The following is a 19,584-nucleotide window of genomic DNA, read 5'->3' on the forward strand; positions in this document are numbered from 1 at the left end:
CTCCTCAGAACATGATGCTGGTGATCAGCTCCCTCGATTGTTCCGCGTCCAAGGCATCCCGATCCAGTCCCTCAAGGGCGTCCGTGTACATGTCGAGTGACGCCTTGTCCTCGAGGAAGAGCCCTGTGTTGAGGTTCTCGACGTACACGACCGGCTCGAACTTGTCGTATCGCAGCTGAACGAAAGAGCTGGCCAACCCGGCGTGCGCGCCGATGGAGATCGGCACGACCCGGACGGTGAGGTATCTGCGCACCAACATCGTCGTGATGTGGTGCAGCTGTGCCTTCATCACCGCTGAACCGCCAACGGGCAGCCGCAGCGCTTGCTCGTGCACGTAGAAGACGAACTCCCGACCAGGCCTCAAGATCTCCTGCCGTTCGAGCTTCGCCCTGATCAAGGCGTCGACGTCCGCCGGCTGGAGCTTGCGGCTCGACTTCTCCGCCACCTCGCGGATGTAGCTGGCAATTTGCAGATGGCCTGGGATGAGGTTCATCGACCACACGATGATCTTGCTGGCGAGCCGCTCCTGATCGACGAGGCTGCGCAACTGCTCCGGCACGCCGTCCTCGGGGAAGAGCAGCCAGCCCTTCTCACGTGACTCTCTGAACAACGCGAGCAGGTGCTCGACGTCTGCGACTGGGGCTCGGCAGTACGACAGCAGCCGCACGAGGTCGACCTCGTCGACACCGCCCTTGCCCTGCACCAGATCGGAGATCTTGGCTTCCTGCCAGCCCAACAGCTCGGCCAGCTTCCGCTGGGTCAGACCGCTCTGCTCGATGGCGTACCGCACGCCATTGCCGAACTCCCGGCCCACCACGCTTGAGTTGCGCTTCGGCATGGAGAGGAAGCTAGGAGACGGAAGCCCTTCCGCTCCAACGTTTCTACCCGAATCGCCCCGAACGAAGTACGACTTGGAAACGTTCTAACGCGACACGCCGTACTAGCTCGGCGTACTCGTGATCACGCTGTTCGTCGTCGGCTCCACCGGGCTGGCGCTGCCGGCCGTCGTCGTGGACTTCTCCGTGGAAGAGGTCGGCGACAGCGAGGTGCCGGAGGACGACTGCTGCGGCGGGGTCGGCGGATCGGTCTGCGGAGGGTTCGAGGACGTGGACGACGGCGGGGTCGACGAAGGTGGCGTCGACGAGGGCGGCGTCGAAGAAGGCGGGCACGACGTCGACGGGCTCGACGAAGGCGGGTTGGACGGCGACGAGGAAGGCGTCGAGGTCGGCGTCGGGCAGTTCGGCGTCGACGGCGTCGTCGAGGAGACCGGCGGCTTCGTCGTGCCCTGGTCGCCGCCGGGGGGCGGCGTGCCGGGGTTGGTCCCGGGGTTCGGGACCGGCTGGTTCGGCCTCGGGTTCTGCACGTTGTTGCCGGTGTTCGGCAGGGTGGGCAGGGCGTCGACGTTCTCGCCGTACTCCTTGGCCCACTTGAGGACCGTCTGGACGTACGACGTGGAGTTGTTGTAGCGGAAAATGGCCTTGGCGCGGTCGTCCTGCTTGGTCATGTCGCCGCCGCCTGCGCAGAGGTAGCGGCCGGCGCCCAGGGCGGCGTCGTAGACGTTGTTCGGGTTGACGTTGCCGTCTTCGTTGCCGTCGGCGCCGTAGCCCGCCCACGTGCCGGGGATGAACTGCATCGGGCCCACCGCGCGGTCCCAGGTGGTGTCGCCGTCGAGGCGGCCGTCGTCGGTGTCCTTGATGGCGGCCATGCCGGGGGCGCCGTTCAGGACCGGGCCGAGGATCTTGGGGGTGGCGTCGCCGACGGCGTTCACACGGCCGTTGCTGGCGTGGTTGGACTCGACCTTGCCGATGCCGGCGAGCAGCGCCCAGTCGAGCTTGCAGCCGGGGACGAGCTCGGCCATCTTGTCCTCGGCGCGGAGGTAGGCCTCCAGCACGACGCCGGGGATGCCGTAGTCGCCGGGGAAGTCGTCGATCACGCCGGGGTCGTTGTCGAGGAGGTCTTCGTCGAGCTTGCCGTCCTCGAGGTCGGCGAGCAGGGCCGCGCCCAGCTCGTCGGAAAGCGGCAGGCGGCCGGACGCTCCGAGGTCGGCCGGGTCGAAGGCCAGGGCTCCGTAGACGTCGGCGGGGCCGAGCGAGACAGCGATGTCATCGTGCTTCGACAGGTTGACCCAGTCGACGAGCTTCGTGCCGACGACCAGGGCGGGCGCGAGCATCGCAGCCAGCGCGGCGACGGCGAAGCCCCGTTGCCTGGGGGACATCGCCACGGGACCGCGCAGTTTGGCCATTGCCACGAATACTCACCTCTCGTGCGTCATCGCGGCGCGCCGTCCGGTAGTTACGGCGAGCGCCCCCTCGCTGACCCGTCCCACCCTGCCCCAACTCAAGGCCCTAGGTGTACCCAAGACGGGGTGAAGCGTACGTTCGGTTCCTTTGACTGTTAACCGCCGCAGTCTCCGGCTGGCCAGAGCGACTGCTCCTTCAAGATTGCCAAGGCCTCATCTCCCATGGGATTGACCCCGGGGCCCTTCGCGAGGGCATGAGCGACGTGCACGTGAAGGCACTTGACTCTGCCCGGCATGCCGCCCGCGGTGACCCGGGTGCCCAGCGACTCGATGGCGTCTCTCTCCGCGAGGTACGACTCGTGCGCGCGCAGGTAGGCGGCCGCGAGCTCCTCGTCGGTCTCCAGCCGCTCGGTCTGCTCCTTCATCAACCCGCCGCTCTCCAGCGTGCTGACCAGCGAGTTCAGCTTCGGGCAGGTCAGGTAGTAGAGCGTCGGGAACGGCGTCCCGTCGGGCAGCCGCGGGGCTGTCTGCACGACGTTCGGGTGCCCGCTGGGGCACCGCGAGGCGATCGCACGTGTCCCTCGCGGCGTGCGGCCGAGCTGCTGAGCGACCACTTCCAGGTCAGCAGCGCTTACTTGTGCGTCACCGATTGCCACAGTTCCTCGTACCAAGACCTTTGTGCCGCGGGCTTGCCCGACGGCCTCTCCGATTCAGTGTTGCGATTCTCGTCACCTGGCAGTTGCACAATGTAGGGCGTCTCGCCCGGCCGCACCCAGTGAAGCCGCTTGCGCGCCTCGATCTCGACGTAGGCCGGGTCCTGCAACTGCGCCTTGCGCTGCTCGAGGGCAGCGACCGTCTCGCGCAGTTTCTGCTGCTCAGCGCCCACGTCACGCAGTTCGTCGCGCTGCGAGAGGTAGGTCCGCAGCGGGACCGCGATGCTCAACGCGAGTGCGCACAGCACCATCGCGAACATCGCGGCCCGCCGCGTTCCGGTCATGCCGAACGCGCCACCCGTGCCGTCACCGCGACGCGACGGCGCCTTGGGACGCGGTGGCTTGCGAGCGCGCGCGGGCCGCGCCTCCCGTTCTGCACGGGGGCGGCGGGGACGACGCGCGCGCTCGGCCATACCTCAGCTTCTCAGCTCTCCGGCGTGTAGCGCGGGAACGCCAGCTCACCGGCGTAGCGCGCCGCGTCGCCGAGCGACTCCTCGATGCGCAGCAGCTGGTTGTACTTCGCGGTGCGCTCACCACGGGCAGGGGCACCGGTCTTGATCTGGCCGGCACCGGTCGCGACGGCGAGGTCGGCGATGGTCGTGTCCTCGGTCTCGCCGGAGCGGTGCGACATCATCGACTTGTAGCCGTAGGACGTCGCCAGCGAGACCGCGTCGAGGGTCTCGCTGAGGGTGCCGATCTGGTTGACCTTCACCAGCAGCGCGTTGGCGGCACGGCGGGAGATGCCCTCCTCCAGGCGCTCCGGGTTGGTGACGAACAGGTCGTCGCCGACGATCTGGACCTTCTCGCCCAGCTCGGCGGTCATCTGCACCCAGCCGTCCCAGTCGTCCTCGGACAGCGGGTCCTCGATCGACACCAGCGGGTAGTCCCGCACGAGCTCGGAGTAGTAACCGATCATCTGCTCGGCGCTGCGCTTCGACTTCTCGAAGGTGTAGGCGCCATCGCCGAAGAACTCGGTGGCGGCCACGTCGAGCGCGAGGGCGACGTCGCGGCCCGCGCGGTAGCCCGCCTTCTCGATGGCCTCGAGGATCAGGTCGAGCGCGTCGCGGTTGCTGCTCAGCGACGGCGCGAAGCCACCCTCGTCGCCCAGGCCGGTCGCGAGACCCTTGCTCTTCAGCACGGACTTGAGCGCGTGGTAGACCTCCGCGCCCCAGCGCAGACCCTCGCGGAACGTCTCCGCGCCGATCGGCGCGATCATGAACTCCTGGATGTCCACGTCGGTGTCGGCGTGCGCGCCACCGTTGAGGATGTTCAGCATCGGCACCGGCAGCACGTGCGCGTTCGGGCCACCGACGTAGCGGAACAGCTCAAGACCGCTGCTCGTCGCCGCCGCCTTGGCCACCGCGAGGCTGACACCGAGGATCGCGTTCGCACCCAGGCGCGACTTGTCCGGCGTGCCGTCCAGGTCGACGAGCTTCTGGTCCACGACGCGCTGCTCGACGGCCTCGATGCCGACCAGCTCGGGGCCGATCTCGTCGAGCACCGCGGTGACCGCGCGCTCGACGCCCTTGCCCAGGTACCGCTTGGCGTCGCCGTCCCGCAGCTCCACCGCCTCGTGCTCACCGGTCGACGCGCCCGACGGAACGGCCGCACGCTCCAGCGTGCCGTCGTCCAGCGCCACCTCGACCTCGACGGTGGGGTTGCCGCGCGAGTCCAGGATCTCGCGTGCTCCGACCTGCTCGATGACCGCCACTTGCGCTCCCTGTTTCTCCTGCGTCTCGTCTCGCGACGAGCCTACTTGGGCCAGGTGACCGGCTGGGGCTCGACACCTGAGGATCACAGCGGGCCGCCGGCGCCGGTCTACTGAATCGTGCCAGACGCCCTGCGGACTGCACACGCTCCGGGCTAGGTGGATTCTCCAGCCACCCCGCTGAAGCCCACCAGGCCGTTCTTCTTCGCCACGGCGAGCAGTTCGGGGAGGTGATCGAGCTGGTGCACCGACAGGGTGAGCAACACGTACTTCGCGGCGTCCTCCGGGCTGTCCGTCAAGTCGTGTTCGGACGGTTCCAGCACGTCCCGGATGTCCGGCCAGCGGGCCAGCAACTCCGTGCGGAACCGCAGGACGTCAGGGCTGGCGGAAAGGCAGCCCGTGTCACCCTCGGCAAGGTTGTCGAAGATCTCCTCCGGCTCCCCGGCGCCTGCCTTCCAAAAGCCGAATCGCTGCTCACCGCACTCCGATCGGAAGATGCTTCACGCCGTTCTGGAAGTTCGACCTCAACCGGCTGATCTCGCCGTCCAGCCGCAGTCTGCCCGGCAGGTCCAGGACCGCGTCGAAGATCGCCCTCATCTGGGTCCTGGCCAGCTGCGCACCGAGACAGAAGTGCGGCCCGTGCCCGAAGCTCAGATGATCGGCTTCCCTCCGCCCGACGTCGAACTCGTCCGGTTCGGTGAAGGCTCGCTCATCCCGGTTGGCGGACGAGAACCAGACGACGACCTTGTCCCCGGCCTTGATCGTCTGTCCGGAGAGCTCCGTGTCCTGGACAGCCGTCCGCCGGAAGTGCATGACCGGCGTCCACCACCGCAGCATCTCCTCGACCGCGGACCCGAGCAGCGAACGGTCGGCGCGCAGTCGGTCGTACTGGTCGGGGTGTTCGAGCAGCGCGATCATGCCGCCGGGGATGCCGTTGCGCAGGGTTTCGTTGCCCGCCACGGAGAACAGCCAGAAGAGGTTCTCGAACTCCTCCAGCGAGATGTCCTCCCGCATGAGGTTGCTCAGCACGTCGTCTGACGGGTGCGCGCGCTTGTACTCCCCCAACGCGTGCGCGTACGCGTAGAGATCCGGCATGCCATCCCGTGCGCGCGGATCGCGGCCATCGTCAGGACGAAGTTGGAGCGCCTCCAACGCCATGTCGGTCATGCCGGCGGTGGAACTGGACGACAACGCGTACTCCGAGTCCTGGAAGCCGATCACGCGGTTGCTCCAGTCGTAGAGCAACGCACGGTCCTGCCGCGGCACCCCGAAGACGTCGGCCAGCGTCAGCAACGGCAGGTCCGCGACGTCAGCGGCGAAGTCGCCGGACGGGTTCGCGATGATCTCGCGGGCGTTCGCACGGATTCCGTCCTCCAGGCGCGCCACGGCCCGAGGCGTGAACGCCCTGGTCAGCATGCGTCGCAACCGGGAGTGCTCTGGCGGATCCTGGTTGAGCATCATCCGCTGGACGTACTTCAGGTCCTCTGGCTGCGGGTCGCGGATCTGCGTGGCGCCGCGATGCGAGGAGAAGACGGCGGGCGTCTTCAACACCGTCCTGACGTCGTCGTGGCGGAAGACCGCCCAGAAGTCGTCGATGCGCACGACGTTCTTTTCGCGCAGCCGGGTGAGTGCGTCGTGCGGGACGCCCGATGTATACGTGTCCGGGTCGACGATCAGCTCGGCATCGGTCCGCATAGAACGGGATTCTGACGTGCTTCATGTCGAACGTGGTGGAAACGGACCGCTGCTGGTGCTGCTGCACGGCCTGGGCGCGACCGGCGAGGTGTGGGAAGGCGTCGTGAAGGACTGGCACGGCAGCTGGCTCGTGCCGGATCTGCCTGGTCACGGCCGCAGCGCCCCCATCGAGCGCTACTCGTTCGGCTCGATCGCGGCGGCGGTCGCCGAGGTGATTCCTCGCGAGCCGGTGACCGTCGTCGGGCACTCGCTGGGCGGCGTGGTCGGGCTGGCGCTGGCGAGCGGCTGGTTCGGCGTCGACGTGACCACGTGCATCGGCGTCGGGATCAAGGTCCGGTGGACCGGCGAGGAGCTGGAGAAGGCCGCGGCGCTCGCCGCGAAACCGAACAAGGTCTTCGCGACGGAGGAAGAGGCCGTCGAACGGGCATCGAGGATGGCGGGTGTGCCGATCCGGCACGGTGTGTCCGAAGTGGACGGCGGCTGGACTCCGTCGCTGGACATGAGGGCCTTCGGCGTCGGCAGGCCGGACATGCCCGGCCTGATCATGGCGTCGAAGGCGCAGGTCGTGCTGGCAGCGGGCGAGAACGACCCGATGAGCCCTCAGGAGCACCTGAAGGAGCTGGTGCCCGAGCCGGTGGTGTTCCCCGGCGCGGGCCACAACGTGCACGTCGAGTCGCCCTCGTCGCTGCTCCCCCTGCTCTGACTCAGGTCGCTACGAACCCGCCGTCGGCAGCCAGCACCGCGCCGGTGATGTAGCTGGCGCGGTCGGAGGCCAGGAACAGCACGGCCTCCGCGATCTCCTCGGGCTGGCCGGCGCGGGTGAGCGGCGTGGCCTCGCTGATCTCGTGGAACATGTCGATCCCGGTGACGGCCTCGGTGGCGATCGGGCCGGGCGCGACGGAGTTGACCCGCACGCCCGCCGCGCCGAACTCGACGGCCCACGACCGGGTCAGCGCGTCCATCGCGGCCTTGGAGGCGTTGTAGACCGAGCCGATCGGGGTGCCGATCTGGCCCGCGACCGACGAGACGTTGACGATCGCACCCTTCTTCTTCGCCACCATGGCCGGCGCGAGGGCAGCCGTCAGGAAGTAGGCCGCGCGGACGTTGACGCCGAACACCTGCTCGTAGCCGTCGAGCGACTGCTCGGGCGTCGGCGAGAACGGGAAGATGCCCGCGTTGTTCACGAGCACGTCCACCTCGCCGACCTCCTCGGCGAGCCTGCCGACGTCGTCGATGTTCGCGACGTCCGCGACGATGAAGTGACCGGTCCCGCCGGCCTTCTCGATGAGGTCGACGGTCTCCTTGCCGAGCTCGGCGCGACGGCCGGTGACGTAGACCGTGGCGCCCTCCTCGGCGAGCTTCACCGCGATGGCGCGGCCGATTCCCGACGTGGCTCCGGTGACGAGTGCCTTCTGGTTCTCCAAAGTTCGCATGGTTACGAACTTGTCGGCGCCGGATCATTTCGGCATAAATTCCGGATGAACGGCCTGGTCAGGTCGCGAGGGCGCCGCCGTCTGCGGTCACGATCGACCCGGTGAGGAAGCTCGATCGCGGCGAGGCCAGGAACAACACGGCCTCTGCGATCTCCTCCGGCGAGCCCGCGCGCCCGAGCGGGGTCGGCGCCACGATGTCGTCGATGGCGTCGCCGAGGTGCTCCTCGACCTTCTCGGTGCGGGTGAGGCCCGGCGCGACGGAGTTGACCCGGATGCCGTGGCCACCGAACTCCACCGCCCAGCTCAGCGTCAAGGAGTCCAGCGCGGCCTTCGACGCGCCGTAGACCGACATGATCGGCGTGCCCGTCCGAGCCGTGACCGACGAGATGTTGATGATGCTGCCGCCGCCCTTCGCGATCATCTTCGGCAGCAGCCGGCGGTGAGGAAGTACGGCCCGCGCACGTTGACGTCGAAGACCTGCTCGTAGGTCTCGACGTCCTGGTCGAGCGTCGGCCCGAACGGGAAGATGCCCGCGTTGTTGACCAGCGCGTCGATCTCGCCCACCTCGTCGGCGAGCCTGCGCACGTCGTCGAGGTTCCCGAGGTCGGCGACGACGTGGTGGGTGTCGCCGAAGCCGGCACGACGCCCCGTGGTGAGGACGGTCGCGCTGGCATCGGCCAGCTTCACCGCGACCGCCCTGCCGATGCCGGACGTCGCTCCGGTGACGAGTGCTCGTTGTCCCTGCAGTTCCATGCGCCGACGGTTTCGCCGGTCCGTCGTCAGGCCATGAACGCGGAGTGAATCAGCTGGTCAGCACGGGCGTGCGCAGGCCGAAGCAGACGCGCACGAACTGCGGCAGCCGGTAGCGACCGAGCACCAGCGGCTCGATCAGGTGCACGTCCGCCAGCGACTCCAGCACCAGCTCGATCGCACCGGGATCACCCCCGGACATCTCCGCCGCCTCGTGGATGTCGATCACGTCGGCGTCCCGCCGGGCGAAGCACCTGAGCAGGTGGCGTTCGTCCTCGGACAGCTCCTGCTCGGCCTTGATCAACGGAGCGAGCGTCGCGGCGCAGTCGGACGGGACCGCGCGGCCGAGCTTGCTCTCCCGCTCCATCTGCTCCAGCACCATCTCGATCGTCCAGTGCGGCCGCGAGCTGAGCTTGCCGCCGATCACGCGGATGGGGTTCGGCAGCCGGGAGACGCGCTGCAGCAGCACCTCGGCGTGCTCGGGTTCCGCGTCGACCCGGCCGGGATCGAGGATCTTGCGGAAGAACTCGTGCGACTCCCACTCGGTCAGCCCGCCGATCTTCACCCAGGTCACGCCCGGCAGCTCGTTCAACCGGCGCACGCTCGTGAGCACCAGCCCGGAGCCGGGCGTGACGAGATCCCGCACGGACGCCGCGTCCTGGACGTCGTCGATGACGATCAGGAACCGCTTGCCGCGCGCCTTCTCCCGCCAGAGCGCCGCCTTGTCACCGCCGGGGTTCTCCACGCCGACCGCGCGCAGCAGCTCGTTGGCGACGTCGTGGGAGCGCACGAAGATCCGGCCGTCCGGAAAGCGGTGCCTGACCAGGTGACCGATCCGGGTGGCCAGCGCGGTCTTGCCGCTGCCGCGCATCCCGGTGATGCCCACCGTGCCGGGGAGGGCGTCGAGAATCCGGGCGATCTCGGTGGTGCGACCGGTGAAGTCGGCCAGGTCCGGCGGCAGCTGCTCGGGCCGGCGGGGCAGGTGGAGATCGCCCTTGAGGATCTGCGCGTGCATCTTGCGCAGGTCCTGGCCCGGTTCGATGCCGAGTTCCTCGTTCAGCAGAGCGCGCGCCTGATGGAAGTGGTCCAACGCCTCCGCTTGCCTGCCCTCCCGGAAGAGGGCGTACATCAGCAGTGCGCGAGGCCGTTCGCGGAGCGGGTGGGCAGCGACGTGTTTCTGCAGTTCCAAGACATCCAGCTCACGTTCGAGCCAGTCCTCCCGCGCCTTGAGCCGGTGCTCGCCGAGCCGGACGCGTTGCGCTTCGAAGTAGGAACCTTGGAGGCCCTCCAAGGGCTCGCCGCGGCAGTCGTCGACGATCTCGGCCCGGATCGTGTACCCGCCGTGCTTGGACCTGAGGTTCAGCTCGGGCAGCGCCTTGCGGATCTTGTACATGTACGTCCGCAACGCCATGACCGCGCTCGGCGTCGGGTCGTCCCAGACCATGCCGATCAGCTGCTCGTTGCTCAGCCGGATGCCGTTGTTCAGCAGCAGCGCCGCCAGCACCGCCCGCTGCTGGCGCGGCCCCAGTTCGATCTCCTCGTCGTCTCGCCAGGCTCGTACCGGACCCATCAGTGAGAAGCACAGGCTCATGGAACATCACAACGCTTGCGCGCATTCCCCGCTTCCCTGAAACGAGTATTATGAACGTAGGCTCGCAGCCTACGGAGGTCGTATTGAAGGGGCATGTCACCATTCCGACCGCGCTCGCCAGGAGGGCGAACAAGGTGCTGCGCCCAAGGGATGCCGCGGACGTCTACGCCCATCCTCGCGGGGAGTTCGAGCGCCTGGTCGAGCAGGCCGTGCTCCGCCACATCTGCACCGGCTACTACGCGATGGCGCCCATGGAACGCCTCGGCGACCCCCGGTGGCGTCCAGAACTCGCGGCGGCAGCACTCGGCGTGGCCCAAGCCGACTACGGCAGAGACGCGGTGGCACTGATGGGCGTCACAGCCGCACGCCGCCACGGTGCTCTGCCGCGGGCGGTCGGCACCGCGGTCGTGGCAGTGCCCAAGCAGCGGCCTCGGCTGCACACCGACCTGGGTGAGATCGTCTTCGTCAAGCGCGACGTGCAACGCCTGGACCTCGAACGAGTGGAAACCGAACTCACGGAGGGCTGGATGACCACGCCGGAGCAGACGGTCCTCGACATCGCCGCCCGGCCGCGGCTCGGCGGCCTCGATGAAGCCGACGCCTGGCAGATCCTGCGCGCACTCGGCCGCAAGATCGACTGGGCACTCACGGAGGACCTCGCCCACGACCAGCACAGGCCGGGAGCTCTGGCCCGAGTGCGGAAAGAAGCAGCGGGTGCTTGAGCACGACTAGCTCGTCGCGGTGGCCGACAGGTTCGGAGTCGCCGAGGACCAGGTTCTGCGGGATCACCTGATCAGCCACGTGCTGGCGGCCCTGGCCGAGGTCGCGCCCGAGGTCCTGTTCGTCGGTGGAACCGCACTGGCCAGGACGCATCTCGCAGATCCGGCGGCGGGCGGCAGGTTGTCCGGAACGAGAACGGTGCCTCGATCTCGTGCGCAACGCCTACGGACAGGCCCTCGGCTGGTAGCTCCCGCGGCTTCACAGCCGGGTCGGCAACGGGCGCGGCTCGATCACCTGCTTCATCACGATCGTCGAGGTCAGCCCGCGCACACCCGGCAGCTTGGCCAGCGTCTCCTCGTACAGCCGCTGGTACGACGCGAGGTCCGCGGTGACCACCCGCAGCAGGTAGTCGGGACTGCCGAACAGCCGCTGCGCCTCCACCACGTTCGGCACCCCGGCCAGCGCGCGGTCGAAGTCGTCCATGGCCTCGAGCCGCAGCTTGACGAAGACCAGTGCCTCGAAGCCGAACCCGATGGCGGCGGCGTCCACGACAGCCCGGTAGCCGCGGATCACGCCGGTCCGCTCCAGCTCGCGGAGGCGGCGCTGGCAGCGGGAGATGCTCAGCTGCACGCGATCCGCCAGCTCGGTGACGGTCAGCCGGCCGTCCGCCTGCACCTCGGCAAGAATTTTGCGGTCCAGAGCATCCATACGCACATTTTCGCGCGCCTGCCGCCTCTGAGCAGCAAGAAGGCAAACACTTTCGCCGCTGGTGCTCCTAGCTTCACGGTATGAACCCGTTACGTCAGCTCACCCTGGACCAGCTGAGGCGACGCACGAGCATGAAATGGCGGTACTACCCCGAGGACGTGCTGCCGGTGTGGGTCGCCGAGATGGACGTCCCGCTCGCCGAACCGGTCGCGCGGGCGATCACCGACGCGGTGGCGATCGGCGACACCGGATACCCCAACGGCACCGCCTACGCCGAGGCGCTCGCCGAGTTCGCCAAGAAGCGTTGGGACTGGGCACCGGCCGTGGAACGCACCGCGATCGTGCCGGACGTGATGCTCGGCGCCGTCGAGATGTTCCGGCTGGTCTCCCACCGCGACGCCCCCGTCGTGGTCAACTGCCCGGTGTATCCGCCCTTCTACCACTTCGTCGAGTCGCTGGGACGGTGCGTCGTCGAGGCGCCGCTCAACGACTCCTGGCGGATCGGCTTCGCCGCGCTGCAGGACGCGTTCCGCAGGGCGGGCGAGGGCTCGGTCTACCTGCTGTGCAACCCGCACAACCCGACCGGCACCGTCCACACCGCCGCGGAGCTCGCGGAAGTCGCCGCGTTGGCGCGCAGCCACCGTGTGCGCGTGGTGGCCGACGAGATCCACGCGCCGATCACGACCGCGGAGTTCGTGCCGTACCTGAGCGTTGCGGACGACGGGCTGTCGTTGATGTCGTCCTCGAAGGCCTGGAACCTCGCCGGGCTCAAGGCCGCGCTGGCGATCGCGGGCCCCGACGCCGCCGACGACCTCGCGCGCCTGCCGGAGGAGGTCAGCCACGGACCGAGCCACGTCGGGATCCTCGCCCACACCGCGGCGTTGCGGGACGGCGGCGACTGGCTGGACGCCCTGCTGGCCGGGCTCGACGAGAACCGGCGCCTGCTCGCCGACCTGCTGGCGGCCGAACTCCCCGCCGTCCGGTACACGCCGGGTCAGGGGACCTACCTCGCCTGGCTGGACTGCCGCGAACTGGGCCTCGGCGACGACCCCGCCAAGGTCTTCCTGCAGCGCGGACGGGTCGCGCTCAACTCAGGGATCCCGTTCGGCACCGGCGGCAAGGGGTTCGTGCGGATGAACCTCGCGACCTCGCCGGAGATCATCACCGAAGCGGTCCGGCGGATGGCGTCGGTGTTTTAGAGCGGAACGAAACCTCGTGCCGCGCGGCACCGGCTGGTAGTGCTGGTGCCGTGCGGATCAAACCAGGCTTCGCGGCAGGCACCGTGCTGGTCCGGGCCTCCGGCCATCCGGTCGGCGCGCTCGCCGTGGCCGTGGCCCCGCCGTTCCTGATGACCACCATCCGCTTCACACTCGCGGCCGCGCTCATGGCCCTCGTGGCCCTGGTGACGAGCGCGCCGGCCAAGCGGATGGGCGCTCGTCCACACGTCCGTGGCCGGTTTGCTGGTGCAGGCGTGTCAGTTCCCCGGCGTGTACTTGGGGCTGAGACTGGGGGTGCCCGCGTCGGTGACGGCGCTGGTCATCTCGTGCACGCCGGTGCTCACGGCCGTGGTGGCGGCCTGGGCGTTCCGTGTCCGAACAGGACTGAGGCAGGTAGCGGGCCTGGCGCTCGGCGTCGCCGCGGTGCTGGCCGCGTTGTGGGACCGGCTGGGGTCGTTCGGGTCCGGCGCGGTGTTCGCGGTGCTGGGCATGCTCGGCTTCGTCGCGGGCGGCGTCTACCAGCAGAAGTTCTGCCGCGACACGGACTTCCGCAGCGCAACGGCGTGCAGCAGGCCGTGTCGGTGCCGGTGGTCGGTCTGCTGGCGCTGACCGAGAGCGCCGGGGTGACGGACTGGCGGCAGTTCTGGTCGACCATGGTGTTGCTGGTGCTGGTGAACTCGATGGGCGGGGCGTCCCTGTTCCTGGTGGGCGTGCGCAACGGCGGCGCGGCGGCGATGACCATGCTGTCCTCTGTGGTGCCGTCGGTGACCGCGTTGATCGCGTGGCCGTTGCTGGGCCAGGTGCCGACGACCGGTGCCGTGTCCGGGCTGCTGCTCGGATTCGGAGCGTGCCGGCTCGGCACCGCCACCTCTTCGAGTTCTGTCGCCCGGACGGCAGTCGAAGAACCGACGATCGGTGGGTAACGTTGATCGAATGACGGACAGCACCTTCGAAGCGTTCCGGAAGGCGGAGGCGTTGCTCGCGCAGCGTCGGCCTCTCGACGCGCTGCGCGAACTACAGCGGGTGCTGGACGAGGCCGGGGAGGCGCCCTCCGTACAGCTGCTGGCCGGCCGGGCCTATCTCGGATCCGCGCAGCTCAACCGCGCCGAAGAGGCCTTCAGAAAGGTCCTCGACCTGGACCCGAGCGATCACTACGCGCGGTTCGCACTGGGCAAGACCCTGCAACGGCTCGGCCGCCTCACCGAGTCACTGGCCCAGCTCCGGATGGCTGTGGCGATGAACCCGTCACCCGAGTACCAGGAAGCACTCGGCGAGGTCAAAGCCAGGATGGCACTGGGAAACTGACCTCCGAACGCAGGCCCAGCCCGCCAAGACCATCCTCAACGGACTGTCCACATTGGACCAGGCTGGCGGGCTCGCTCCCCACTCGCCCTCCTCCGAGGCCGCTGGGCCAACCGTCACCAGTACCGTTTTCATCGGTTTGCACCCGTTCACCCCGCCCGCGGAGCACGTAGCCTGGACGACGTGGTCCCGCCGCCGCAGAAAGACCCAGCCCGCCGCACCAGCTACGGCAGCATCTTCGGCCGTATCGTCCTGGTGCTGCTGCTGATCGTCGTGGTGGCCGCCGCAGCCTGGGGCCTGGGCGCCCTGAACCGCCGGGACGCGGCCCCACTGGGCCCACCCCCGTTCCTGGTCCCGATCCAAGAGGTGGAACCAGGCGCCGCCGCCCCAGGCAGCGCGGCCGCCCCGGGCAACACCGCCACAGCGGACACCAACCCGCTAGGCGAGTGGGCAACCCGAGTGGCCTCAAAAACCGACATCCCCCTACGAGCCGTCCACGCCTACGCCGCCGCCGACCTGGCCATGCAACGCGAAGCCCCCGCCTGCCGCATCTCCTGGGCCACCCTGGCGGGCATCGGCCGAGTGGAGTCCCGCCACGGCAACATCAACGGCTCCCGCCTGCAGGACAACGGCCTCCCAACCCGCCCGATCATCGGCATCCCCCTCGACGGCTCCCCAGGCCTACGAGCAATCCGCGACACCGACGGCGGCCGCCTGGACGGCGACACGACCTGGGACCGCGCGGTAGGCCCGATGCAGTTCATCCCAGGCACCTGGAACCGCTGGGCAAAGCGAGCAGCAGGAGACGGCCAGCCCGCAGACCCGCAAAACATCGACGACGCCGCCCTGACCGCCGCCCGCTACCTGTGCGGAGGCGGAGCACGAGACCTGGGCACAGGCCAAGGCTGGTGGGCAGCGGTAATGGCCTACAACAACTCCGTGCAGTACGGCCAAAGCGTGTTCAGCGGCGCCGACGCCTACGCACGGGCAAGCGTCGCACCGTAGCAGCAGCACACCCCGCGCAAACGCAACCACCTACGCAACCGCAAGCCGCCCAAACCAACAGGCGTGCCATCTACCCGCGCGTGGCGCTGGCTGGTCTTTGACCAGATTGGCGGGGTCTGGGGCGGAGCCTCAGGAAACCTCCGCAACCGGCACATGCAGAGCAACCCGACCACCTGCGGACAACAAACCGGAACCCGCCAACCGCAACCGGGGAACGACCTACGGACCCCATGCGCACAAGCAGAAACGGGGCAGCGGCCAAAGCCGCTGCCCCGCAGGCCAGGTGACCCGGAGGACGTGGTGCCGGCCAAGTCGGGGCAGACCGGCACGGGCAACACCCAGCCCCGCACTGCACAAACAATCTGTGCGTTCTAAAAGCAATCGTGCGTTCCAAAAGCCCTGAAGAGGGTTGGGGCTTGGCGGAAGAAACCCCCAACCCCCTCCTATCAGGCCCCTGCCGAAGGCGCGGAGGACGTGGACAAAACCTCGGCAGGGGAAGGCAACGGCAACTCAACACTCACCCCGACGGAACCCTCTCCAGAAGGCTCACCCGAACGTTCAACCGCCTCCGAACGTTCAACCGCCTCCGAACGCTCCCCCGGCTCAGACCGCTCCCCAGGCCCAGAAGCCTCCCCACCCCCAGGCTCCCCCCGCTCACAAGGAGGCTCAACAGGCGCAGAAGGCGAGGTAGGCGTCGTGGGCGTAGTAGGCGGAACCGGATCCTCAGACCGAGGCGCAGAAGTCGGCGGAACCTCAGTAACAGGATCAGCAGGCGCAGAAGTCCCGGTCGGCTCCACCGTCGGCGGCCCAGCCGCAGAACTGGAAGTGACAACCGGCGGAGACGTCTCCGAAGGCTCCGGCTCCGGCTCCGGCTCCGGCTCCCCACCAGGCGGCTCGTTCCGCCCAGTGACAGGAGGCTTCCCAGTAGCCCGAACAGTCTCGGTGACAGTCGACACCGCAACCCGAGTCTGCGTGGCCATCCGAGCCGCCCGAACCTCTCGCACCGCCCCCTCCATCACAACGGTCTCCGTGACGGTGGACAGCGACGTACCGGTCTCGAACGGCTCAGTCCACCACTGCGAGGTGGGCCGGGCCGGCGGCGGCGCAGCGAGCGGCGACTCGTCCGGCGACCCCGTCAGCGCGATCAGCGCGAACATGCCGCCGAGTGCCAGGAACGGCACGACGACCACAGCTCCGAAGCACCCGCGACCGCTGCGCGGCTCTTCACGGTGACTCATCAGGCACACCCCCGAACGGTGACAACTGTTCCATGTGGTTGATCGTCCACATGGAACAGTCCGTCACAGTTCTTTAGTCACACGATGGGGTTGTCAGGTCAGCGGCGGCAACTCCGGAGCGTGAGCAGCTGGCGAAGATGAAAGGCTTTCCAGAGCCAATGAAACTGCCTTCTCCAACTGCGGATCGCGCCCGGAAGCGCGGTCGGATGGGGTCATGACCACCTCGATGTCCGGGTCGACACCGTAGTTCTCCACTGCCCAGCCGTGGCCCTTGAACCAGGATGCGTACCTCGGTTGGGTGACCATGGTGCCGTCGACGAGCGTGTAGAGCATGTCGATGCCGATGACTCCGCCCCAGGCTCGGACGCCGACGACGGGTCCGATGCCCAGTTCCTTGATGGCCACGTTCACGATGTCGCCGTCGGAACCGGCGAACTCGTCGGCCACCGCGACGACCGGGCCGCGCGGTGCGTCCTGCGGGTACGGCTCGGACGCCGTGTAGCCGCGGGCCACCGACCAGCCGATGACCTTGCGGCCGAGCTTCTCGATCACCAGCTGGGACGTGTGGCCGCCGCCGTTCTCGCGGACGTCCAGCACCAGAGCCTCCCGCGCCAGCTCCACGCGCAGGTCGCGGTGCAGCTGGGCCCAGCCGGCGCCCATCATGTCCGGCACGTGCAGGTAGCCCACGCGGCCACCGGACAGCGAGTGCGTGAAGGCACGGCGGTTCGCCACCCAGTCGTGGTAGCGGAGCGGCTCCTCGTCGGCCAGCGGCACGACCACTACCCGGCGCAGCTCGCCACCACCGGCAGGCCGCACAGTCAGCTCCACGGGCTTCCCGGCGGTACCCACCAGCAACGCGGCAGGGCCGGCCAGACCCACCGGACGGCCGTCCACGGCCACGATGGCATCGCCCGCGCGCACGGCCACACCCGGCGCGGCCAGCGGCGAACGGGCGTGTGGGTCGGAGGTCTCGCCCGGAATCACGCGGCCGACGATCCACGAGTCGCCCTGCCGGACCAGGTCGGCGCCCAGCAGGCCCTGGCGGCGGGACGCGGGCACGCTCGTCGACTCGCCCCAGACGTAGGCGTGCGAGGTGCCGAGCTCGCCCTGCACCTCCCACAGCAGGTCGACCAGGTCGTCGTGGCTGCCCACCTGGGCCACCAGCGGCCGGTAGCGGTCCAGCTCGCCCTGCCAGTCGACGCCGCCCATGTCGGTGCGCCAGAAGTGGTCGCGCATGAGCCGGCCGTTCTCGGCGTACATCTGCGCCCACTCGGCGGCCGGATCGACCACGACCCGCACGCGCGACAGGTCGATCTCCACGCAGTCGGACGAGTCGTCGTCGACCTTGCTGTCGGACGGCACGACCCGCAGGTCACCGCGGTCCTCGATGACCATGCGCTTGCCGTCACCGGACACCGCAAACGCTTCCGCGCTGTCCGCCAGGCACTCCGTCTTCTGCTTCGCGAAGTCGAAGCGCTCCAGGACGGTTCGCGGCGGGCGCGCGTCCGGCGAGGCCAGGTTGTCACCGAGCACCCCGAGCAACGGCCGGCGCAACCACAGCAACCCGCCGCGCGCAGCCTTCAGCGAGACGTACTTGGCGGCCGCGACGGGCACCGGTACGACGCGGTCGGCGAGGCCCTCGAGGTCGACCTTCGTCGTCGACGGCTTCTCGTCCTCGTCGTCGGAGTCCTTGTCCTCGTCGTCGACCGGACGCCCGCCGTGCATCGGGTGGAACGGCGACGGCGTGGTGGCGGCCAGCGGCACGAGGTGCGGACGGCACCCGGTGGGGAACGACAGGTCGAACACGTGCGCGTCGTACACGGGGTCGAACGTGCGGACCGACAGGAACGCCAGGTACTTGCCGTCCTCGGTGAACGTCGGTGCGAAGTCCGAGAACCGCAGCGGCGTCACGTCCACAACGGACAGATCAGCGGTGTTCACCATCTTGATGTGCCGCAACGGCATCGGGCCCGGATGTGACCATGCGAGCCACGACGAGTCGGGCGAGAACGCGAGGTGCGTGATGTGCGCGTTGGCACCCGCGACGACCTCGCGCACCTCGCCGGAAGCGATGTCCACCAACAACAACCGGCCGTCGTGCGTCGCAACGGCGACGCGCGCGCCATCAGGCGCGGCGGCCAGCGACATGACCCGGCCCAGCTGCCCGGAAGCGATCCTGCGAGCGGTGTTGCCCGGCTCGACGCCACCGACCGGCGCGATCTCCAGGGCCTCCTCGCCCTCGACGTCGGTCACCCACACGACGTGGTCGGTCTCGCCGAGCACCTTCGGCAGCCGCGCGCGGACGTCCGAGCGGTCGGCCAGAGCGCGCACCGGGCCATCGCGATGCGTCACCCAGTGCACGGAACCGCGCACCTCGACGGCAGACGCGCGGCCGCGGTGGTCGACGCTGAACGACTCGATGTTGCCGGAAGCGTTGACGTGGTGCCGTTGCAGGCCCGTACGCGGGCCACCGAGCTTGATGTCGAGCTTGCGCAGGTCGGACAGGCCGTCCAGCAGCCACAGCTCGCCGGCCTGGTGGAAGATCACCCGCGAGCCGTCGGTGGAAGCGTTGCGGGCGTAGAACTCCCCTGCCGTGTGCCGGCGCAGGTCGGTGCCATCCGGCAGCACCGAGTACACGCTGCCGACACCCTCGTGGTCGGACAGGAACGCGATGCGCCCGTCGACCCACATCGGGTTGGTCAGCGACGATTTCAGATCAGCGAGAATCCGGGTGAACTCGCCATCACCGGCGAGATCCACCCACAGCTTGCCCGCCGTGCCGCCGCGATACCGCTTCCACCACGCGGGTTCCTGCATGTAGCTGGACGACGTGACGACCTGGCCGTCCGGGCCGAACGAGACGTCGTTGACCCATCCGTACGGCAGCACCTCGGCGGGTCCGCCGTCCAGCGGGACCGCGTGCGCCTGCTTGCGGTGCCGCGACATCTGACCGGTGCACGACACGGCGAGCACCCGGCCATCCGGCAGCCAGCCGGACACCGCCGTACGGCCGACGCCCCAGTGTGTCAACCGGCGTGCCGGGCCACCGTCCACAGGCGCCACCCTGACCTCGGGGGCGCCGTCGATCCAGCTGGCCCAGGCCAACTGCGTGCCGTCAGGGGAAAAACGAGGTGTGCGAGCCGGTACCTGATCAGCGGACGCGCGCCAGGCCCTTCCTCCGGCGACGGGCGCGAGCCACACGTCGTCCTCGGCCACGAAGGTCACCAAGTCACCGCGCAGGTGCGGATACCGCAGGTAAGTCACG

The 19,584-nt window shown here is 69.0% G+C and carries 19 protein-coding genes and 1 pseudogene; 8 read left to right on the plus strand and 12 right to left on the minus strand.

Annotated features, from left to right (window positions below):
- Window positions 1-4: 4 nt before the first annotated feature.
- The 7 genes from C8D87_RS27320 to C8D87_RS27350 all read right to left on the minus strand — a co-directional run bounded on the left by C8D87_RS27320 (window position 5) and on the right by C8D87_RS27350 (window position 6,355).
- Window positions 5-838 (minus strand): helix-turn-helix domain-containing protein, encoded by an 834-nt coding sequence (locus C8D87_RS27320; protein WP_109632131.1) that lies wholly within the window; start codon window positions 836-838, stop codon window positions 5-7.
- Between the two features lie 102 nt (window positions 839-940).
- Window positions 941-2,248 (minus strand): lytic transglycosylase domain-containing protein, encoded by a 1,308-nt coding sequence (locus tag C8D87_RS47110; protein ID WP_411711467.1) that lies wholly within the window; start codon window positions 2,246-2,248, stop codon window positions 941-943.
- Window positions 2,249-2,394: 146 nt separating this feature from the next.
- A complete protein-coding gene (locus tag C8D87_RS27330; RefSeq protein ID WP_112228874.1) occupies window positions 2,395-2,895 on the minus strand; it encodes a DUF501 domain-containing protein in 501 nt (166 codons plus the stop codon).
- Entirely contained in the window at window positions 2,871-3,365 is a 495-nt protein-coding gene (locus tag C8D87_RS27335; protein ID WP_233439195.1) for an FtsB family cell division protein, read from the minus strand. Before C8D87_RS27335 ends, C8D87_RS27330 begins: the two co-directional genes overlap by 25 nt.
- 11 nt (window positions 3,366-3,376) lie before the next feature.
- A complete protein-coding gene (gene eno, locus C8D87_RS27340) occupies window positions 3,377-4,663 on the minus strand; it encodes a phosphopyruvate hydratase (RefSeq protein WP_109632123.1) in 1,287 nt (428 codons plus the stop codon).
- A gap of 152 nt (window positions 4,664-4,815) precedes the next feature.
- Entirely contained in the window at window positions 4,816-5,013 is a 198-nt protein-coding gene (locus tag C8D87_RS47115) for a hypothetical protein (protein ID WP_215732504.1), read from the minus strand.
- A gap of 121 nt (window positions 5,014-5,134) precedes the next feature.
- Window positions 5,135-6,355: a cytochrome P450 gene (locus C8D87_RS27350; RefSeq protein WP_112228876.1), complete on the minus strand. Its 1,221-nt coding sequence runs from the start codon at window positions 6,353-6,355 to the stop codon at window positions 5,135-5,137.
- 16 nt (window positions 6,356-6,371) lie between these two features.
- Between C8D87_RS27350 and C8D87_RS27355 the strand changes: the two genes are divergently transcribed.
- Window positions 6,372-7,058 (plus strand): alpha/beta fold hydrolase, encoded by a 687-nt coding sequence (locus C8D87_RS27355; RefSeq protein WP_233442312.1) that lies wholly within the window; start codon window positions 6,372-6,374, stop codon window positions 7,056-7,058.
- A 1-nt stretch (window position 7,059) separates the two neighbouring features.
- Here C8D87_RS27355 and C8D87_RS27360 read toward each other — a convergent pair whose 3' ends face one another.
- From C8D87_RS27360 to C8D87_RS27370, 3 genes and pseudogenes are all read right to left on the minus strand, one after another.
- Window positions 7,060-7,788 carry an SDR family NAD(P)-dependent oxidoreductase gene (locus C8D87_RS27360; protein ID WP_112228877.1) on the minus strand — a complete coding sequence of 243 codons (729 nt, stop codon included), beginning with the start codon at window positions 7,786-7,788 and terminating at the stop codon, window positions 7,060-7,062.
- A gap of 58 nt (window positions 7,789-7,846) precedes the next feature.
- A pseudogene (locus C8D87_RS27365) lies at window positions 7,847-8,541 on the minus strand (SDR family NAD(P)-dependent oxidoreductase).
- 49 nt (window positions 8,542-8,590) lie between these two features.
- Window positions 8,591-10,108, minus strand: coding sequence for an AfsR/SARP family transcriptional regulator (locus C8D87_RS27370; protein WP_170166603.1), 1,518 nt, complete (start codon window positions 10,106-10,108; stop codon window positions 8,591-8,593).
- Between the two features lie 104 nt (window positions 10,109-10,212).
- Here C8D87_RS27370 and C8D87_RS27375 point away from each other — a divergent pair, with 104 nt between their 5' ends.
- A complete protein-coding gene (locus C8D87_RS27375; protein ID WP_215732505.1) occupies window positions 10,213-10,851 on the plus strand; it encodes a type IV toxin-antitoxin system AbiEi family antitoxin in 639 nt (212 codons plus the stop codon).
- Window positions 10,852-11,107: 256 nt separating this feature from the next.
- On the opposite strand, the gene C8D87_RS27380 is transcribed toward C8D87_RS27375, so the two are convergent.
- On the minus strand, window positions 11,108-11,557 hold the full coding sequence (locus C8D87_RS27380; protein ID WP_109632106.1) for an Lrp/AsnC family transcriptional regulator: 450 nt from the start codon (window positions 11,555-11,557) through the stop codon (window positions 11,108-11,110).
- 80 nt (window positions 11,558-11,637) lie between these two features.
- On the opposite strand from C8D87_RS27380, the gene C8D87_RS27385 reads away from it, so the two are divergent.
- The 6 genes from C8D87_RS27385 (at window position 11,638) to C8D87_RS27405 (ending at window position 16,314) form a co-directional block, all read left to right on the plus strand.
- On the plus strand, window positions 11,638-12,756 hold the full coding sequence (locus C8D87_RS27385; protein ID WP_112228879.1) for a MalY/PatB family protein: 1,119 nt from the start codon (window positions 11,638-11,640) through the stop codon (window positions 12,754-12,756).
- A gap of 249 nt (window positions 12,757-13,005) precedes the next feature.
- Window positions 13,006-13,383, plus strand: coding sequence for a hypothetical protein (locus C8D87_RS46210; RefSeq protein WP_170166604.1), 378 nt, complete (start codon window positions 13,006-13,008; stop codon window positions 13,381-13,383).
- On the plus strand, window positions 13,350-13,697 hold the full coding sequence (locus tag C8D87_RS46215) for an EamA family transporter (protein ID WP_170166605.1): 348 nt from the start codon (window positions 13,350-13,352) through the stop codon (window positions 13,695-13,697). Before C8D87_RS46210 ends, C8D87_RS46215 begins: the two co-directional genes overlap by 34 nt.
- A 10-nt stretch (window positions 13,698-13,707) precedes the next feature.
- Entirely contained in the window at window positions 13,708-14,079 is a 372-nt protein-coding gene (locus tag C8D87_RS27395; protein WP_109632098.1) for a tetratricopeptide repeat protein, read from the plus strand.
- 180 nt (window positions 14,080-14,259) lie between these two features.
- On the plus strand, window positions 14,260-15,081 hold the full coding sequence (locus tag C8D87_RS27400; RefSeq protein ID WP_109632096.1) for a lytic transglycosylase domain-containing protein: 822 nt from the start codon (window positions 14,260-14,262) through the stop codon (window positions 15,079-15,081).
- Between the two features lie 1,029 nt (window positions 15,082-16,110).
- On the plus strand, window positions 16,111-16,314 hold the full coding sequence (locus tag C8D87_RS27405) for a hypothetical protein (protein ID WP_112228881.1): 204 nt from the start codon (window positions 16,111-16,113) through the stop codon (window positions 16,312-16,314).
- A 98-nt stretch (window positions 16,315-16,412) separates the two neighbouring features.
- On the opposite strand, the gene C8D87_RS27410 is transcribed toward C8D87_RS27405, so the two are convergent.
- Window positions 16,413-19,583 carry a S41 family peptidase gene (locus C8D87_RS27410; protein WP_215732506.1) on the minus strand — a complete coding sequence of 1,057 codons (3,171 nt, stop codon included), beginning with the start codon at window positions 19,581-19,583 and terminating at the stop codon, window positions 16,413-16,415.
- Between the last annotated feature and the right edge of the window lies 1 nt (window position 19,584).

Source organism: Lentzea atacamensis, from assembly GCF_003269295.1.
Classification (GTDB): domain Bacteria; phylum Actinomycetota; class Actinomycetes; order Mycobacteriales; family Pseudonocardiaceae; genus Lentzea; species Lentzea atacamensis.

What these genes read in the sequence shown, in the direction of transcription:
- C8D87_RS27350 (WP_112228876.1), bottom strand. Translation starts at nt 6,355, where the DNA reads ATGCGGACCGATGCCGAGCTGATCGTCGACCCGGACACGTATACATCG.
- C8D87_RS27370 (WP_170166603.1), bottom strand. Translation starts at nt 10,108, where the DNA reads ATGGGTCCGGTACGAGCCTGGCGAGACGACGAGGAGATCGAACTGGGG.
- C8D87_RS27385 (WP_112228879.1), top strand. Translation starts at nt 11,638, where the DNA reads ATGAACCCGTTACGTCAGCTCACCCTGGACCAGCTGAGGCGACGCACG.
- C8D87_RS27335 (WP_233439195.1), bottom strand. Translation starts at nt 3,365, where the DNA reads ATGGCCGAGCGCGCGCGTCGTCCCCGCCGCCCCCGTGCAGAACGGGAG.
- C8D87_RS27380 (WP_109632106.1), bottom strand. Translation starts at nt 11,557, where the DNA reads ATGGATGCTCTGGACCGCAAAATTCTTGCCGAGGTGCAGGCGGACGGC.
- C8D87_RS27360 (WP_112228877.1), bottom strand. Translation starts at nt 7,788, where the DNA reads ATGCGAACTTTGGAGAACCAGAAGGCACTCGTCACCGGAGCCACGTCG.
- C8D87_RS27320 (WP_109632131.1), bottom strand. Translation starts at nt 838, where the DNA reads ATGCCGAAGCGCAACTCAAGCGTGGTGGGCCGGGAGTTCGGCAATGGC.
- C8D87_RS27395 (WP_109632098.1), top strand. Translation starts at nt 13,708, where the DNA reads ATGACGGACAGCACCTTCGAAGCGTTCCGGAAGGCGGAGGCGTTGCTC.